Genomic DNA, 17,023 nt, shown 5'->3' with positions numbered 1-17,023 from the left:
GGGAGGAGGAAGACGGGGGGACGCAGTGGTGAAGACCGCGCGAGACACGAATCAAGGCCAGAAGCATGACCAAATGCAGGTCAAATCTGCTTATCCGGAGCTAACGGGCGAGGTGGATATGGTAGGGGCCCTACTGGACACCACCAGAGCCACCAGGGGAGGTGCGGCTGCGACGGGTGACCGAGGAGTGCTGAGGCGCTTCAAAAGGTCGTTCGCCGAGCCGAAATCCGTGACAAACACTGCTGACCGTTTCCGCACTGACTCCGCACGCACCGCGACCTTCGCCGCAGACGCGGATGCGGAGGCGTGGACTCCGCCCACCTGGGAGGAGATCGTCAGCACGCACAGCGCTCGGGTCTATCGCCTCGCCTACCGTCTCTCCGGCAATCAGCACGACGCCGAGGACCTCACCCAGGAGGTGTTCGTCCGCGTCTTCCGCTCGCTGTCGACGTACACCCCCGGCACCTTCGAGGGCTGGCTGCACCGCATCACGACCAACCTCTTCCTGGACATGGTCCGCCGCCGGCAGCGTATCCGCTTCGACGCGCTCGGTGACGACGCGGCCGAGAAGCTCCCCAGCAAGGAGCCCGCGCCGCAGGAGCACTTCGACGACACCCACTTCGACGCGGACGTCCAGCAGGCGCTGGACACCCTCGCGCCCGAGTTCCGCGCCGCCGTCGTGCTGTGCGACATCGAGGGGCTGTCCTACGAGGAGATCGCCGCGACCCTCGGGGTCAAGCTCGGTACGGTCCGCAGCCGGATCCACCGCGGCCGCTCGCACCTGCGCAAGGCCCTCAAGCACCGCGCCCCCGCGCTGCGCGCCGAGGAGCGCGAGCAGCGCCGGGCGCTGGCCGTGGTGCCCACGGGGGAGGTCGGGATCGCGTGAGCCTCAGTGGCGGTCCGTCCCCCGCCGAGCAGCATCTCGGCGACCGCCTCGCGGCCCTGGTCGACGGCGAGTTGGGGCATGACGCGCGCGAGCGGGTGCTCGCGCATCTTGCGACATGCGCGAAGTGCAAGGCGGAGGCCGACGCCCAGCGTCGGCTGAAAAGTGTGTTCGCCCAGGCGGCGCCGCCCGGTCCCTCCGAGGGACTGCTGGCCCGCCTCGTGCAGCTGCCCGGCGGTGACCCCGACGGTCCCGGCAGCCGGTTGGGCAACGGCGCTCTCGGACGTACCGAATTCGCCCGCGGCGGCGGCGCGTTCGGCTACGTCCCCACCGATGAACACTCCCGTCGGGCCATGGCCGCGCTGCCCCCGCAGCCCCGGACGCGCGGCTTCCGTGTCCAGGAGGACGGGCGGCCCGCGCAGCGCCGCCGGTTCGCCTTCGCGGCGGCCGGTGCGGTCTCGCTCGCGGCGTTCGCGCTCGGCGGTGCCCTGCCGCTGGAGGCGGCCGTCGACGCGACCGGCGGACGGACCGACGGCGGCGGCACGGCCGTCACCCCGCTCACCGGCAGCCCCGCGGCGGACGGTGCCGCCCTGCTGCGCGGCGCGGAGTTCGTCCCCACCGCCCGGTCCCGGCCGGCCACCTGGCCGCCGTCCGGTGCGCCGACCCTGGCCCCGGCGCCCAGCGCGATGAGCCTGGACGGTGCCGGCGCCGCGACCGCCTCCCCGTCGGTGTCGTGGACGCCGGACCAGCCCGCCGGCCACTTCGGCCTGTCGCCGCTGATCGCCGCGACCGGCCCGGCCCCGGCGTACCGCCTCTCGCCGCTGGCCGCCGCGGCCGGCGGCGGCCCGGCGCGCAAGAACCCGCCACCGCTTCCCCCGCTGGAGCCGATGCGTCCGCTGCACGGCTCCGCCGCGAACGGCCCCGCCGCCGACCGCCGCTGACCGCCCGCTGCACGGCCCCGGGCGGAACTGGTTGAATCCCCCTGGGGCGGCGCACCCCTGACCGGGCGCGTGCCGCGAGGTGGTGGTGGCCCGCGGGGTCGCGGGCGAAGTAGGGGAGAGCATGGACGACGGTAAGGCCGCCGGGCCGAAGCTGAAGTGGTGGAGCCGCCCGGGAAATCCCCCGAGCCCGGAGCGACCCGCCGAGTCCGGCCCGCCGGCGGTGCCGTCGGATGCCGGGGAGCCGTCCGGGATGCCCGGAATGTCCGACGGGTCCGGTGAAACCGCGGAGCGGGAGCCGGAGGACTGGATCGTGCGGCCACCGGAGCGGCCCGCGGCCGCGCAGGCGGCGGACGCGTCGGAGACCACCACGGTCCCGTCGGCCGAACGCCCCGACAGCGCCGCCGAGTTGACCTCGGCCGCGCCGCCGGCGACCGGGCCGGCCCAGGCCCGTACCGGCGCCGAGCCCACCGCGCCCAGCGGGGCTGCTGTGCCCACCGGGAACGCCGTACCCACCGGGGCCAGTGGGGACGCTGTGCCCACCGGGGACGCCGTGCCCGCCGAGGCCACCGTGCCCGCGCCGCCCGGTGGAGCGCCGTCCGGCGCCGCCACCGTGACCCTCGGTCAGGTCCCCCCGGCCGGGGCGCCCGAGAGCGCCCAGGCGCCGGCCGGCGCGGCGCCTCCCGCGTCCGCTCCCGCCCCCGCCACGGCATCCGTCTCCGCCGAGCCCCCCAGCGCACCGCCGCAGCGTCGGCCGTTGCATGCCGAGGACCCGTACGGCACCCCGCCGTACGGCGGGCCCGGGCCCTGGGCGCCCGCGCCGCCCGTGCAGCGGCCGGTGACGACCCCCGCGCACGGCACCGTGCTCCCGTCGTCCGCCGGGCCGATGCCCCCGTACGGCGCCCCGGCCACCCAGCCCGCCCCGGGTGCCGGCTACCCCGGCCCACAGCAGTCCCCGCCGCCCGCCGCGCCGCCGGGAGCCGCCCGCGCCGACCAGCCGTATCCCGCCGCACCGGACGGGACCGTGCCCGCGCACCCAGGCCCGTCCGCCGGTCTGTCCGCCGGTCCGCCCGCCGGCCCCGCCGCCCGTCGGGCCGCCGAGTCCGGTGTGCCGGTGCAGCCGGACGGCGCGCCCGTGCAGCCGGATCCCTCCGCCCTGCCGCCGGGCCCGGCGCCCGCGCACGACCACCCCGGTGCCCCGCAGGGGGCCTGGCAGCAGTACGACCCGTGGCGCGCGCCCCTGCAGGGCGGCCCCCTGCCGCCGCCCGCCGCCCGGCGGACCCCGCGCGGGGTGCTGGTGGCCGGCGCGGTGGCGCTGGCGCTGCTCGCGGGCGGCGTCGGCGGTGGCATCGGCGCGTACGTCGAGCGGTACGGCGGGATCAACGACATCAAGCTGCCGCAGGCCGCCGGGGACTCCGGCGGCCGCAAGCCGGACAGCGTCGCCGGGATCGCCCGGGCCGCGCTGCCCGGCGTCGTCACGATCCACGTCCGCGGCAACGCCGAGCAGGGCACCGGCACCGGCTTCGTCCTCGACCGCGAGGGCCACATCCTCACCAACAACCACGTCGTCGAACCGGCCGGGTCCGGCGGCGAGATATCGGTCACGTTCAGCGGCGGGCAGACCGCCAAGGCCAAGGTCGTCGGCCAGGACGGCGGCTACGACCTCGCGGTGGTGCAGGTCGAGGGCGTCACCGGCCTGCGGCCGCTGCCGCTCGGCAACTCGGACTCGGTGCAGGTCGGCGACCCGGTCGTGGCCATCGGCGCACCCTTCGACCTGGCCAACACGGTCACCGCCGGGATCATCAGCGCCAAGCAGCGCCCGATCACCGCGGGCGGCCAGAAGGGCGACGGCAGCGACATCTCGTACGTCGACGCGCTGCAGACCGACGCCCCCATCAACCCCGGCAACTCCGGCGGCCCGCTGGTGGACGCCCGGGCCCGCGTCATCGGCATCAACAGCGCCATCCGCGCGGCCGACAGCAATGGCGGGCCGGACGGCGGCGGCCAGGGCGGCAGCATAGGGCTGGGCTTCGCCATACCGATCAACCAGGCCAAGCGGGTGGCCGAGGAGCTGATCAACACCGGCCGGGCGACCCATCCGGTCATCGGCGTCACCCTGGAGATGGAGTACGCCGGCGACGGGGCGCGGGTCAGTGCGCACAGCAAGAACGGCAAAGCGCCGGTCGTCCCGGGCGGGCCCGGGGCCAAGGCGGGCATCCGGCCCGGTGACGTGATCACCCAGGTGGACGGCGCCCCGGTGCACAGCGGTGAGGAGCTGATCGTCAAGATCCGCAGCCACCGGCCGGGCGACACCCTGGCGCTCACCGTCCAAAGGGACGGCAAGGAGCGGTCCGTTCGGCTCAGGCTGGGTTCCTCCACCACGGGCTGATCGTTTGCACGGTGTTGGCACGGTCGACTCCCGTCCGACGTGCGGGGCCAGGTACGGTGAGAGGCGGCCTGGCCCATAGGCCGACGAAGGCCGCGGATGACCCAAGGAGCTGCAAGGTGTTCTTCGACATAGGACCCCTAGAGCTGGTAGCGATCGTGGTCCTGGCGGTGCTCGTCTTCGGTCCGGACAAGCTCCCCAAGGTCATCCAGGACGTGATGGGGGTCATCCGCAAGATCCGGGAGTTCTCCGACAGCGCCAAGCAGGACATCCGCAACGAGCTCGGCCCGGACTTCAAGGACTTCGAGTTCGAGGACCTCAAGCCCAAGAACTTCGTCCGCAAGCACGTCCTGGAGAAGGACGAGTACGGCCTCAAGGACCTCCAGGAGATCCGTAACGGCTTCGATTTCCGCAAGGAGATGGCCGAGGTCACCGACGCCGTGCACAGCCGCGAGAGCGGCTCCGCGGCCGCGCACTCGAACGGCTCAGGGATCTCCCTCTCCAAGGAGTCGCCGGCCTCTTCCGGCGGTCCGGACCTGCTCAAGAAGCCCGCGAACGCGCAGCCGGACGAGCGTCCGCCGTTCGACGCCGACGCCACCTGACACACTCCGGTATGCCCGGGCTGTATTGACCCCTATGGCTATGCTCCGGGTGTCCGGGGTTTGGTCGCCTGAGGGGGGCGGGCCGCCCACGACGCAGGGCAACAAGGAGGCTCCGCTCAGATGGAGACGACGAGTCGGACAGCGGAACAACAGGCGCCCGCCGCGGTCGGCCGGAAGGCCGACGGCTATCTGCTGGCCGCGTTCCCGTGGTACGGCCTCGACGAGGCGTTCACCGGTCCGCGCTGGCTGATGCAGGTCGGCGCGGCCGCGGACGGCACCGTCGAGCACGGCGCGACCGGGCACGGTGAGGAGCCCACCATCAAGGTGGAGTCCCCGCAGGACGAGCGGTTCGCGGTGGTGGTAACGGTCGCCAGCCGCCCCGTACGGCGCAGCGCCGACGGCACCGGCGTACTGGAGGCCACCTCGGTCTCCACGGCCGCCTGGCTCGCCGGGTCCGGCCTGCTCAACCACACCTGGCCGACCCAGATGGACCGCACGCTGCGCCAGGCCTGGCTGGACCAGCAGACGATGCTGGCCTGGGAACTGGCCGACGACCTCGGGGGCGGGGCCTGGAGCGAGCTGATGCTGCCGGTCGACGGCGTCCCGACCTCCTTCGCCTACCGCGAGTCCGAGTACGGCTGGGTCCTGGCCGGCTCGGCGGGCGAAGGCCCGGAGCCGGTACACCTGGGCGCCTATGGGCGGGGGATGAGCGCCTATGGCCTGGGCTTCTCCGTCGTCGAGGACATTCGCTCGTACGCCGGCTGAGCGCGCCGCTGCATGCGGAAGGGGGCGGGCCCGCCGGGGCCCGCCCCCTTCTTCGCATCAACTGGCGCCAATGAGCCCCCGAGGCTCCCGTACGAGCCCGGGGGCACCACTCTCAGAACTTGTTGCGCGGGGTGATCCCCAGGGACATGCCGGCCAGGCCGCGCTGGCGGCCGCCGAGCTTGCCGGCGATCGCGCGGATGGCCGCGCCGGCGGGGGAGTCCGGGTCGGTCAGCACGACCGGCTTGCCCTCGTCGCCGCCCTCGCGGAGCCGGACGTCGATCGGGATGGCGCCGAGCACCGGCACCTGCGTACCGGTGGTCTTCGTCAGGCCCTCGGCGACCCGCTCGCCGCCGCCGGTGCCGAAGACGTCGACCATCTCGTCGCAGTGCGGGCAGGGCAGCCCGGACATGTTCTCGACCACGCCGACGATCTTCTGGTGGGTCTGGACGGCGATGGAGCCCGCGCGCTCGGCGACCTCGGCCGCCGCCTGCTGCGGGGTGGTGACGACCAGGATCTCCGCGTTCGGGACGAGCTGCGCCACCGAGATCGCGATGTCACCGGTGCCCGGCGGCAGGTCCAGGAGCAGCACGTCCAGGTCGCCCCAGTACACGTCGGCGAGGAACTGCTGGAGGGCGCGGTGCAGCATCGGGCCGCGCCAGACGACCGGCGCGTTGCCGGGCGTGAACATGCCGATCGAGATGACCTTCACGCCGTTGGCCGACGGGGGCATGATCATGTTCTCGACCTGGGTGGGCTTGCCGTCGGCGCCCAGCATCCGGGCACGGAGTGGCCGTAGATGTCGGCGTCCACGACGCCGACCTTCAGGCCGTCGGCCGCCATCGCCGCGGCGAGGTTCACCGTCACCGACGACTTGCCGACGCCGCCCTTGCCGGAGGCGACCGCGTAGACCCGGGTCAGCGAGCCGGGCTGGGCGAACGGGACCTCGCGCTCGGCGGTGCCGCCGCGCAGCGACGACGCCAGCTCCTTGCGCTGCTCGTCGCTCATCACCTCCAGGTCGACCCGGACGCCGGTGACGCCCTCGACCCCGGCGACCGCGTCGCGCACGTTGTTGGTGATCGTCTCGCGCATCGGGCAGCCGGAGACGGTGAGGTAGACCACGACCGCCACCGCGCCGTCCGCCGCGATGTCCACCGATTTGACCATCCCCAGTTCGGTGATGGGGCGGTGGATCTCGGGGTCGTTCACCGTCGCGAGCGCGGCGCGGATCGCGTCCTCGCTCGGGGTGCCTGGGGCAGTTTCGTGAGCCATGACCCGATGGTACGGCGCATGAGGCGGCCTCCGGAAAGGCCGTCGGCGGTCGTGTTCGTCACTCCCCGCGGCGGCCCTCCGGCACGGCCTCCAGGTCCCGCAGCAGGTCCTGCAGTTCGGAGCGGATCCAGTCGCGGGTGGCGACCTCGCCCAGCCCCAGCCGCAGCGCCGCGATCTCCCGGGTCAGGTACTCCGTGTCGGCGATCGACCGCTCGTTGCGCTGGCGGTCCTGCTCGTGGGTGACCCGGTCCCGGTCGGCCTGGCGGTTCTGCGCCAGCAGGATCAGCGGCGCCGCGTACGAGGCCTGCAGCGACAGCGCCAGGGTCAGGAAGATGAACGGGTAGCCGTCGAAGCGCAGGTGGTCCGGCGCGGTCACGTTCCAGGTGATCCACAGGATGATGGCGACGGTCATCCAGACGATGAAGCGACCGGTCCCCAGGAACCGGGCGATCTTCTCCGACAGCCGCCCGAACGCCTCCGGGTCGTACTCCGGCAGGAACGTCCGGCGCGGCGTGCGCGGCACGTCCAGCCGCACCCGGGACCGCTCGGCGGTGCCGCGCCGCACCGCCGAGGCGCCGTTCGCCCGGGCGCGTTCGCGCGCGCTCTCCCGCTCCTCAGCGCCCATCCGGTGCCTCCGCCCGGCTCCCGGCGCCGGTCAGGCCGGCCGGCCCGCCGGCGGGCAGCTCGGACTCCCGCCAGTCGTCCGGCAGCAGGTGGTCCAGTACGTCGTCGACGGTCACCGCGCCGAGCAGGGCGCCGCTCTCGTCCACGACCGGCGCGGCGACCATGTTGTACGCCGCCAGATAGCTGGTCACCTCGGTCAGCGCGGTGTCCGGGGGCAGCGGCGGCAGATCGGTGTCGACGATCGAGCTGACGAGGGTGAACGGCGGGTCGCGCAGCAGCCGTTGGAAGTGCACCAGGCCCAGGTACTTGCCGGTCGGGGTCTCATCGGGCGGCCGGCACACGTAGACCTGGGCGGCGAGCGCGGGGGAGAGGTCCGGGTCGCGGACCCGGGCCAGCGCGTCGGCGACCGTGGCGTCCGGGCGCAGCACGATCGGCTCGGTGGTCATCAACCCGCCCGCGGTGCGCTCCTCGTAGGACATCAGCCGCCGCACGTCCGCGGCCTCCTCCGGCCGCATCAGGTCCAGCAGCCGCTCCTTGTCCTCGTCCGGCAGCTCGGAGAGCAGGTCGGCGGCGTCGTCCGGGTCCATCGCCTCCAGGACGTCGGCGACCCGTTCGTCCTTCAGCTTGCCGATGATCTCCAGCTGGTCGTCCTCCGGCAGCTCCTCCAGGACGTCGGCGAGCCGGGCGTCGTCCAGCGCCGCGGCGACCTCACCGCGCCGTTTGGCGGACAGGTGGTGCAGCACGCCGGCGAGGTCGGCCGGCCGCAGCTGCTCGAAGGTGGCCAGCAGGCTCTCCGCGCCCTGGCCGTGCTCCTCCAGCGAGAAGCCGGTCACCGCCGACCACTCGACGGTCAGCGTCTCGCCCTTGCGGCGCAGCGCCCCGCCCCGGCCCTTCCCCTTGCGGACGAAGACCTTCTCGATCTCCCAGTCGCGGCGGGCCGGCAGCCGGGTGATGCCGATGTCGAGGACGGTGGCCTCCTCGTCGGTCTCCACCAGCCGCACCCGCCGGTCCAGCAGCTCGCCGAGCACCAGCGTCTCCGACGTCCGCTGCTCGAACCGCCGCATGTTGATCACTCCGGTGATCACGATCTGCCCGGACTCGATACCGGTCACCCGGGTCATCGGCACGAAGATCCGGCGTCGGCTGATCACCTCGACGACCAGCCCGAGCAGCCGCGGCGGGCGGGCGCCGACCCGCAGCAGCGCGACGAGGTCCCGCAGCCGGCCGACCGGGTCGCCGTTGGGGTCGAAGACGGCACTGCCGGAGAGGTGGGAGACGAAGACCCGGGGAGTCACCACTGCCATGCAGAGCGCCACCCTTTCTCTCCCGTTTTCGCCGGAAACGAGGCATCAATTCGGGTTCAGGCTAACGCGCCCCGGCCCGCGCCGCCCCGGTGGAGGACGCCGTAGGGTGACCGCCACGCATCCCCCCGACGCGCCCGTACGTCCCAGGTACGCTGCCGTACTGCTGTCGAGGTCACCCGCATCAGGAGGCAGAGCCGACGTGAGCGCAATCCCCCGGGGGCCCGTCCCCGACGCCTGCCCGGAGCCCGCCGTACGGGGCGCGCCGCGCTCGCGGGGGCGGTCTGCGCGGCGCTGGCCGCGGGGCTGGCCGGCTGCGGCGCGGACGAGGACCCGGACGCCGGTACCAACGGCGTGGGGAAGCTGCCCCCGGCGAAGATCCAGGCCAGGACGCGGGCCGCCGCCGAACACGCCGACACCGTCCACCTCACCGGCAACGTCGTCAGCAAGAGCCTCACGTACAAGCTCGACATGAGCCTGGCCGAGCACGGCGCCAAGGGCGAACTGACCACCAAGGCGGCCGCCTTCCAGCTGCTGCGGGTCGGCAACGCGCTCTATCTGAAGGCGGACGCGGCCTTCTGGGCGGGCGAGAAGAGCGGCGCCTCCGGTGCGGCGCAGAAACTCGGCGGCAAATACGTCAAGGTGCCCGCCTCCGACCCGGTCTACCGGAAGTTCAGCGGCTTCACCGACAAGGACACCCTGCTCGCCAGCCTGCTCGGGCTGCACGGCAAGCTGACGGCCAAGGACCGCTCCACCGTCGGCGGCGTCCGCACCGTCCGGCTGGCCGCCGGGGCCGGCGCCGGCGGCGTCCTGGACGTCTCCCTGGAGGGCACGCCGTACCCGCTGCGGCTGCAGCGCGCGGGCGGCGCGGGCGTGGTCCGGCTGGGCGACTGGGGCCGGCCGGTGGACCTCAAGCCACCGGCGAAGGACCAGGTCGTCGACTACGGGTCGCGGATCTCCGGCGCGCACTGAGCGGCCGGGTCCGGGGCGCCGCCGGTGGCGTCCGGTCAGCCCTTGCGGCCGCGGCGCAGCAGCTTCGGCAGCGCCGCCGGGATCGGCCGGCGGGTGATCGCGGGGCTCGCCAGCGGCGGCGCGGCGTGCGAGTCCTCGGGCATCAGGCCCGGCCGCTGCACGGCCCGGGCGCCGGCCGGCTCCAGCCGCAGCACTCGGCACTCGCGCGCCCAGCGCTCGGTGAGGGTGTCCGCGTCCGGTGCGTTGAGCCGCTTGCCCTTCAGCTCCTCGACGGCGGACCGCCAGGCGTCGCTCTCCGGTGCGGCCTCGACGACCGTGGCCTGCCAGGCGACCAGCCGGCCGCCTTGTCCTTGCTGCGTACGGTGACCGTCGCCGGGCCGCCGTCGGTCAGCCCGAGGTCCGCCAGCGGCTGCTCACCGCTGCCGTCGCCCACGAGGCAGGCCGCGCCGTCGTGCCAGACGTGCCACAGCGCCCGGGCCGGGCCCGTCGTACCCCGCACCCAGATGAGGCCGGACTTCTTCGTGGCCTCCTCGATGAGCGTCCGATCCTGCAGGGCCTGCGACACGGTCTCCGTCATACGGCTCAGCCTAATGGGCCGGTCCCCAGGCCCCGGGGGCCGCCCGTCCGCTGAGACGGGCGGCCGGACCCCCGGCCGGATCCGCCGCGCACCCGCCGTCACAACCACCCGTTGCGCTTGCTGTGTCCCCCGGGGGGCAACCCCGGACCCCCGGCCGGATCCGCCGCGCACCCGCCGTCACAACCACCCGTTGCGCTTGAAGCCGCGGTGGATGCCGACGCAGATCGCGACGGTGACGACCAGCACCGCCGGGTAGCCGTACTTCCACTTCAGCTCGGGCATGTAGGTGAAGTTCATGCCGTAGATCCCGGCGATCATCGTGGGCACCGCGAAGATCGCCGCCCAGGCCGTGATCTTGCGCATGTCCTCGTTCTGCGCCACCGCCGCCTGCGCGAGGTTGGCCTGCAGGATCGAGTTGAGCAGGTCGTCGAAGGACAGCACCTGCTCGTTGACCCGCGCGAGGTGGTCGGCGACGTCCCGGAAGTACTTCTGGATGTCGGAGTCGACCAGCCGCATCGGCCGCTCGCTGAGCAGCTGCATCGGCCGCAGCAGCGGCGACACCGCGCGCTTGAACTCCAGTACCTCGCGCTTGAGTTGGTAGATCCGCCCGGCGTCGCCGCCCTTCGCGGAGCTCTTGGTGCCGTTGCCCTTGCCGTTGGTGCCCGAGCTGAAGACTTCGATCTCCACCTCGTCGATGTCGTCCTGGACCGCGCCGGCCACCGCCATGTAGCCGTCGACCACCTGGTCGGCGATGGCGTGCAGAACCGCGGACGGCCCCTTGGCCAGCAGCTCCGGGTCGTCCTGCAGCCGGTGCCGGAGCGCCCGCAGCGAGCCCTGGCCGCCGTGCCGCACGGTCACGATGAAGTCCCGGCCGGTGAAGCACATCACCTCGCCGGTCTCCACGACCTCGCTGGTGGCGGTCAGCTCGGCGTGCTCGACGTAGTGGACGGTCTTGAAGACGGTGAACAGCGTGTCGTCGTAGCGCTCCAGCTTGGGCCGCTGGTGGGCGTGCACGGCGTCCTCGACGGCGAGCGGGTGCAGCCCGAACTCCTTGGCGATACCGGCGAATTCGGCCTCGGTGGGCTCGTGCAGCCCGACCCAGATGAAGCCGCCGTCGGCGCGTACGGAGGCCATCGCCTCGGCCGGGGTGACGTGGTCGCTCACCCGGCGGCCCTCGCGGTACACACCGCAGTCGACGATGGCGCTGTTGGTGCAGGCCGGGGCGTTGCTCTCGGAGCGGTACGGGGCGTCGTCGCGGCGCCGGGACGGGCGGACGGCGGCGCGCAGGTCACGGATCATCGACATGGCGGGCTCCTTCACGGGCCGGCCGTCAGCGCGGGCGCGGGGCGTAACGCTGCCCGGAACGTGGACGTACCGGGCGTCATCGGCGGTACGTCCGCAAAGCGGGCGGCGCTCCGTGCGGGATGCTGACGGCGATTCGCAGAACACGGAACAAAGAGGCGAAGGCGCTCTTCCGTCATCTACATCCGGCGCAAAGGTGCTTCCATGGTTTCGCCGATCAGCGGCGGGGTACGGAAGCTCTCGATCAGGAGAGTGGCTGCGCGAGGGGGATGACGGGAGAGCTATCGGTACTGCACGGTCGACTCGGATCCACCGCAGCCCCACCTCCTCCGGCCGGTCCCCGCTGGGGGACGAACGTCATTCCCTGACCAGACGGCAAGGCTATCAGCCGCCTGGAGCTGAACCGCGCCGCTTTGCCTGTTCCATACGAACAACAAAGCTGCCGCGCAGCGCAATCAGGGGCGACGGCGGACCGGCCATATGCTCGCGGCATGTCTGATGTTCTTGAGCTGGTCGAAGCCCGGTTGCGGACGAGCCTGGGCGAGCCGGAGGCGCGTGCCGCCGTCACCTTCCTCGGTACCGACCGTATCGAGGTGCTCCGCTTCGTGGACGACCAGGTGGTGCGCTACGCCACGCTCGGGATGTCCGCCCGGCCGATGGCCGATCCCACCGCGGTGGTCGCGGACCCGCTGAAGGGGCCGCGCGCCGAGCTCGTGCTGTCGGTGAAGGCGGGCCGCGCCGACACCGACAAGGCGCTCCGCCCGCTCGCCGTGCTCGCCGCGTCCCCGCAGGTGGAGGGCGTGGTCGTGGCCCCCGGCGCCTCCCTCGACGTGGGTGAGCCGCTGTGGCCGGGCGCGCCCTTCACCTCGGTCCTGGTGGGCGAGCCGGGCGGGCTCGTCGAGGATCTGGAGCTGGACGCCCCGATGGACCCCGTACGGTTCCTGCCGCTGCTGCCGATGACGCCGAACGAGGCCGCCTGGAAGCGGGTGCACGGCGCCCAGGCCCTCCAGGAGCGCTGGCTGGCGAACGGGATGGACCTGCGGGACCCGCTGCGCGGCGGGGTGCCGCTATCGTGAACGACACGCGAAGAACGTGTAGTTGTGAAGTCTCCCTGGGACGGCGTCCAGGGCTCCCACCGCGGCGCCGCGTGTCATGCGGGTCTGTCGCGGTTCGGTTGACGATTCGGCCACAGCAGTTGCCGCGGCCTGCGCCTCCGTCATGCGGGGACGCGGCGTCCGTCCACCCTGCTTCCCAGGGCGGCCGAGCTGGCCGATCCATTCGGCCGGGAAGCCGCGTGGAGGGCATCGGTCTCGATGTTGTATGCGGAGTTCACGTCGGCGTTGACCGGTCCGTACCCGCACTCCGGGTTCGTGCAGGCGAAGACCGCTTGGCTCTTGCGGTTCCTCGCATCCACGTGCCCGCATGCGGAGCACCGGCGTGAGGTGTTGGCAGCCGGCACAGGAACGAGCAGGCCGCCGCGCTCGCGCGACGTGTACTCCAGCATCTCTTGCAGACGGCCCCAGCCTTCCCGCCGGATGGCAAGGTTCAGGCCGGACTTCTGGGCAACGGCCCTGCCGGGCTGGACGGCGCTCCCTCGCGCGGAGGCCGTCATGGCCGCCACGTGGAGTTTCTCGATCCCGATCAGGCCGTAGCGATCGGCGAGCGTCGTGGTGATTTTGTGTTGCCAGTCCGACCGGCGCCGCTTCTCCCGGGCATGCAGGGCCGCGATCTGCCTGCAAGTGCGTTGCTGTCGTCGCGACACCGGTTTCCCGGGAGGCGCGGATCGCCGTTGCCGGGCCACCTTCCGCTCCAGACGGAGAAGTCGCTCCGCTTCCTTCGGCTGCAGCCACGGCCCGTGCCGGAGATACGGGTGATCCCGATCGGACGTGGCCAGGGGGACCGCCACGCCCCTGTCAATGCCTACTGCCGGGCCAGGATGCGATCCCGGGGCCGGTGAGGTTCGGATGCACTCGCATCGGAAGACGAGGTACCAGCCGTCCGCTTCGCGGACGAGACGGGCGCCCGTAGTCCTACCCTCGGGTGCACCCCTGTCGAGCCCCGGCAGCTCCCGGGAATACCGGAACCGGACGCGTCCGATCAGCGGCAGACTGACCTCGCCCCACTTGCGGTTGAGACGAACGGTTTTCAGCGCACTCGCTTGCGGGACGTCCACCGACAGTTTGGTGCGACTGCGGGCGCGGTAGCGCGGGCGTCCGCGCGAGCCGCCCAAGTGGCTCTGCCACGCCTGGGCGTACTGCTTGAGGACCTGCTGGCACGCCTGCGCTGGTAGCACTGCCAGCCAGGCCAGTTCCCGGCGTCCTTGTCTGATCGCCTCGTCCGCTTCCTTGAACGAAGACCATCTCGACGGGGCGTGGAAGTCGTACCACTCGTGCAGGACGTTCCACAGTGCCCGGGCCGCATGCCCCTGATCGGCAAGTGCGGACGCCTGGGACGGTGTCGGATACATCCGCAGCTTGACCATGCGCCGTGTGACGGGCCGTTTCGCTTCCCCCATGCGGTACAGCATGCCGCGCGACCTCCCTCTCCGGGCGGTGACGGCGACTACACCACTCGAACGAGCGAACGATGACTAGGAGCTCGCAGCCTCGGGCTTCGTACGGGTCGGGTGATCGTCCTTGACGCGGCGGCGGGCCTGGAGGACCGTTGGTCCTTATGAGGGGCGAACCCAGTTGCCCGAAGTGCGGAGGCCGGGTACGGGCGCCCGGTCTCTTCTCCGACACCTGGCAGTGTGCCGTGCACGGCGCCGTGCATCCGCTCCAGCCGGTCGTCCCGCCGAGCGTCGAGGCGCTCGGCGTCGTCGTGCACCGTGCGCAGGTCCCCGTCTGGATGCCCTGGCCGCTGCCGGTCGGCTGGCTGTTCACCGGCGTGGCCTGCGCGGGCGACGACCGCAGCGGCGGCCGGGCGACCGCGGTGGCCTGCTCGGGCCCCGGCCCGCTCGGCGGCCCCCGGTGAACTCCTCCTGGTCGCCGAGGAACTGGGCGTCGGACTCGGCGCGCGCTACGCCGGCATCGACGGCCCCGACCCCGGCCCCCACATGTCCGACGGCAAACCCGCGCACGGCAAGGTGCTGGCCGCCGGCCGCCCCACCCGCTCTGGCACGTCGACGGTGCGCCGCCGGACCGCGCGGTCTTCGCCGGTGAGGCGCGCGGGCTGTGGCTGTGGGCGATCGCCTGGCCCGAGCAGTCCGGGCTGCTGATGTACGACGAACTCGTGCTGACGGACCTGCGCGAGGCGGGCGCCGAGGTGGACCTGCTGCCGTGCGGGGCGCTCTCCCCGCGCATCCTGAGCTGACCGGGCGGGCCGTCCGGCGAGGGGTGCCGCCCGGCGGCGCGGGCCTGGGCGTCCGGCGGCCGGTTATCCTTCTGAGGTCCCCCGTCCGTCCCGCAGCCGTCTGGAGTCCCGCGTCGTGCGCATCGATCTGCACACCCACTCCACGGCTTCCGACGGTACGGACACCCCGGCCGAGCTGGTGCGCGGCGCCGCGGCCGCCGGGCTGGACGTCGTCGCGCTGACCGACCACGACACCGTCGCCGGGCACGCCGAGGCGCGGGCCGCGCTGCCCGAGGGCCTGACGCTGGTCACCGGCGCCGAACTCTCCTGCCGGCTCGACGGCGTGAGCCTCCACATGCTCGCTACCTCTTCGACCCGGAGGAGCCCGAACTCGCCCGCGAGCGGGAGCTGGTCCGCGACGACCGCGTGCCGCGGGCCCGGGCATGATCGACAAGCTGCGCGAGCACGACATCCCGGTCACCTGGGAGCAGGTCGCACGGATCGCCGGCGACGGCGCCGTGGGCCGTCCGCACATCGCCACCGCCCTCATGGAGCTGGGCGTCGTCGACTCGGTGAACGACGCCTTCGCGTCCTGGCTCGCCAGCGACGGCCCGGCCTACGTGGAGAAGCACGAGCTCGACCCGTTCGACGCGATCCGGCTGGTCAAGGCCGCGGGCGGGGTCACCGTCTTCGCGCACCCGCTGGCCGTCAAGCGCGGCGCCTGTGTACCGGAGAGCGCGGTGGCCGAACTCGCCGCGGCCGGCCTGGACGGCATCGAGGTCGACCACATGGACCACGACGCGCCGACCCGCGCCCGGCTGCGCGGGATGGCCGCGACCTCGGCCTGCTGGCCACCGGTTCCAGCGACTACCACGGCAGCCGCAAGACCTGCCGCCTCGGTGAGTACACCACCGACCCGAGATCTACGGGGAGATCGTGCGCCGCGCCAACCGGCGCCTTCCCGGTCCCCGGCGCGGGCGGCTGAGCCCGCCGCGGGCCGCCGGCCGCCGCGTCGTACCGACCGCGCGCTGACCGCCCGCCGGTCCGCGCCGCACCCGCCGCGCGCCGCTCCGGCTCCTCCCTCCTCGCTCTCCCTTCCGTCCTCACTCCCGGGCCCGCGCGCGTCCCGCGCCGGCCCGTGACCGTACCGATCCGTTCGTCCGTACCACCTCTCGCAAGGCCAGCACCATGTTCGACGTCGCCCGTCTTCAGCACCCTTTTCGTCACGCTTTTCGTGATCATGGACCCCCGGGGATCACCCCGATCTTCCTCGCCCTCACCTCCGGCCGGCCGGCCAAGGTCCAGCGCCGGATGGCCTGGCAGGCCGCGGCCGTCGCCTTCGGCGTGATCGCCGTCTTCGGGCTCTTCGGCCGGCAGATCCTGGGCCGGCTGCACATCTCGACGCCCGCGCTGATGATCGCGGGCGGGCTGCTGCTCCTGCTGGTCGCGCTGGACCTGCTGACCGGGAAGTCGGAGGAGCCGACCCAGACCAAGACGTCAATGTGGCGCTGGTGCCGCTGGGCATGCCGCTGCTGGCCGGGCCCGGCGCGATCGTGTCGGTGATCCTCGCGGTGCAGCACGCCCACGGCTTCGCGGCCCAGCTCTCCGTGTGGGCGGCGATCGCGGCGATCCATGTGGTGCTGTATCTGGTGATGCGCTTCTCGCTGGTGATCATCCGCGTGATCAAGGACGGCGGGGTCGTCCTGGTGACCCGGCTGGCGGGCATGATGCTCTCCGCGCTGGCCGTGCAGCAGATCATCAACGGTGTGCTGCAGGTCATTCAGGCGGCCTGAGCGCCCGCCAGGGCCGTACGGGAGGTCCGCCGCCTGTGGACGGCAGAGCCTCCCTCGGCGGCCCTACCTATACGGCAGTGCCCCCGTACGGCGTGTTCCGTACGGGGGCACTGCGGCATCGGTGGCCTCTCGGCGGCCAGGATTAACGGGCGACGGTGTCGGCCGGGCGATGTAGATGCGCTGGCCGGTTGCGGCGGCCTGCTGCACGATCCGGTTGACGGAGGCGGCGTCCACGACGGTGCTGTCCACGGCCGTGCCGTCGACGTCGTCCAGGCGCATGATCTCGAAGCGCATCAGGCTTCTCCTTCGTCGGAATCCTC

The 17,023-nt window shown here is 73.0% G+C and carries 12 protein-coding genes and 5 pseudogenes; 10 read left to right on the top strand and 7 right to left on the bottom strand.

Annotation, left to right across the window (positions count from 1 at the left end):
- The first annotated feature begins 118 nt into the window (after positions 1 to 118).
- The 5 genes from sigE to OJ254_RS03755 all read left to right on the top strand — a co-directional run bounded on the left by sigE (position 119) and on the right by OJ254_RS03755 (position 5,574).
- Entirely contained in the window at positions 119 to 886 is a 768-nt protein-coding gene (sigE, locus tag OJ254_RS03775; protein ID WP_261955846.1) for an RNA polymerase sigma factor SigE, read from the top strand.
- Positions 883 to 1,824: a zf-HC2 domain-containing protein gene (locus tag OJ254_RS03770; protein ID WP_265361253.1), complete on the top strand. Its 942-nt coding sequence runs from the start codon at positions 883 to 885 to the stop codon at positions 1,822 to 1,824. The genes sigE and OJ254_RS03770 overlap by 4 nt, the downstream gene beginning before the upstream one ends.
- A gap of 250 nt (positions 1,825 to 2,074) precedes the next feature.
- On the top strand, positions 2,075 to 4,210 hold the full coding sequence (locus OJ254_RS03765; RefSeq protein WP_265361252.1) for a S1C family serine protease: 2,136 nt from the start codon (positions 2,075 to 2,077) through the stop codon (positions 4,208 to 4,210).
- A 116-nt stretch (positions 4,211 to 4,326) separates the two neighbouring features.
- Positions 4,327 to 4,809: a sec-independent translocase gene (locus OJ254_RS03760; RefSeq protein ID WP_265361251.1), complete on the top strand. Its 483-nt coding sequence runs from the start codon at positions 4,327 to 4,329 to the stop codon at positions 4,807 to 4,809.
- Between the two features lie 120 nt (positions 4,810 to 4,929).
- The gene (locus OJ254_RS03755; protein WP_265361250.1) at positions 4,930 to 5,574 is read left to right on the top strand and encodes a hypothetical protein; all 645 of its coding nucleotides are present in this window, start codon (positions 4,930 to 4,932) and stop codon (positions 5,572 to 5,574) included.
- A 112-nt stretch (positions 5,575 to 5,686) separates the two neighbouring features.
- Here the strand turns inward: OJ254_RS03755 and OJ254_RS03750 are convergent.
- From OJ254_RS03750 to OJ254_RS03740, 3 genes and pseudogenes are all read right to left on the bottom strand, one after another.
- Positions 5,687 to 6,843, bottom strand: a pseudogene (locus tag OJ254_RS03750) (Mrp/NBP35 family ATP-binding protein).
- A 58-nt stretch (positions 6,844 to 6,901) separates the two neighbouring features.
- Positions 6,902 to 7,468 carry a DUF1003 domain-containing protein gene (locus OJ254_RS03745; RefSeq protein WP_261955840.1) on the bottom strand — a complete coding sequence of 189 codons (567 nt, stop codon included), beginning with the start codon at positions 7,466 to 7,468 and terminating at the stop codon, positions 6,902 to 6,904.
- Positions 7,458 to 8,771 (bottom strand): magnesium transporter MgtE N-terminal domain-containing protein, encoded by a 1,314-nt coding sequence (locus OJ254_RS03740; RefSeq protein WP_265361248.1) that lies wholly within the window; start codon positions 8,769 to 8,771, stop codon positions 7,458 to 7,460. Before OJ254_RS03740 ends, OJ254_RS03745 begins: the two co-directional genes overlap by 11 nt.
- Before the next feature lie 234 nt (positions 8,772 to 9,005).
- On the opposite strand from OJ254_RS03740, the gene OJ254_RS03735 reads away from it, so the two are divergent.
- Positions 9,006 to 9,740 (top strand): hypothetical protein, encoded by a 735-nt coding sequence (locus OJ254_RS03735; protein WP_265365033.1) that lies wholly within the window; start codon positions 9,006 to 9,008, stop codon positions 9,738 to 9,740.
- A gap of 35 nt (positions 9,741 to 9,775) precedes the next feature.
- Here the strand turns inward: OJ254_RS03735 and OJ254_RS03730 are convergent.
- Together OJ254_RS03730 and OJ254_RS03725 are read right to left on the bottom strand one after the other, a co-directional pair.
- A pseudogene (locus OJ254_RS03730) lies at positions 9,776 to 10,317 on the bottom strand (hypothetical protein).
- A 177-nt stretch (positions 10,318 to 10,494) separates the two neighbouring features.
- Positions 10,495 to 11,622 (bottom strand): magnesium and cobalt transport protein CorA, encoded by a 1,128-nt coding sequence (locus OJ254_RS03725; protein ID WP_265361246.1) that lies wholly within the window; start codon positions 11,620 to 11,622, stop codon positions 10,495 to 10,497.
- A 488-nt stretch (positions 11,623 to 12,110) separates the two neighbouring features.
- Between OJ254_RS03725 and OJ254_RS03720 the strand changes: the two genes are divergently transcribed.
- Entirely contained in the window at positions 12,111 to 12,695 is a 585-nt protein-coding gene (locus tag OJ254_RS03720; RefSeq protein WP_265361245.1) for a suppressor of fused domain protein, read from the top strand.
- 140 nt (positions 12,696 to 12,835) lie between these two features.
- Here the strand turns inward: OJ254_RS03720 and OJ254_RS03715 are convergent, their stop codons facing one another.
- Complete coding sequence (locus OJ254_RS03715) at positions 12,836 to 14,146, bottom strand: RNA-guided endonuclease InsQ/TnpB family protein (protein ID WP_265361243.1); 1,311 nt, start codon at positions 14,144 to 14,146, stop codon at positions 12,836 to 12,838.
- A gap of 146 nt (positions 14,147 to 14,292) precedes the next feature.
- Here OJ254_RS03715 and OJ254_RS03710 point away from each other — a divergent pair.
- From OJ254_RS03710 to OJ254_RS03700, 3 pseudogenes are all read left to right on the top strand, one after another.
- A pseudogene (locus OJ254_RS03710) lies at positions 14,293 to 14,931 on the top strand (DUF6758 family protein).
- Between the two features lie 115 nt (positions 14,932 to 15,046).
- Positions 15,047 to 15,895, top strand: a pseudogene (locus tag OJ254_RS03705) (PHP domain-containing protein).
- A 203-nt stretch (positions 15,896 to 16,098) separates the two neighbouring features.
- Positions 16,099 to 16,703, top strand: a pseudogene (locus OJ254_RS03700) (MarC family protein).
- 63 nt (positions 16,704 to 16,766) lie between these two features.
- Here the strand turns inward: OJ254_RS03700 and OJ254_RS03695 are convergent.
- Positions 16,767 to 16,997, bottom strand: a complete 231-nt coding sequence (locus tag OJ254_RS03695; protein ID WP_265365388.1) for a hypothetical protein — start codon at positions 16,995 to 16,997, stop codon at positions 16,767 to 16,769.
- Between the last annotated feature and the right edge of the window lie 26 nt (positions 16,998 to 17,023).

Origin of the sequence: Streptomyces endophytica, from assembly GCF_026153355.1 — a bacterium.
Lineage (GTDB): Bacteria > Actinomycetota > Actinomycetes > Streptomycetales > Streptomycetaceae > Streptomyces > Streptomyces endophytica.
The sequence above is the reverse complement of the archived record's forward strand: the minus strand, read 5'-3'. Positions and strand labels throughout refer to the sequence as shown.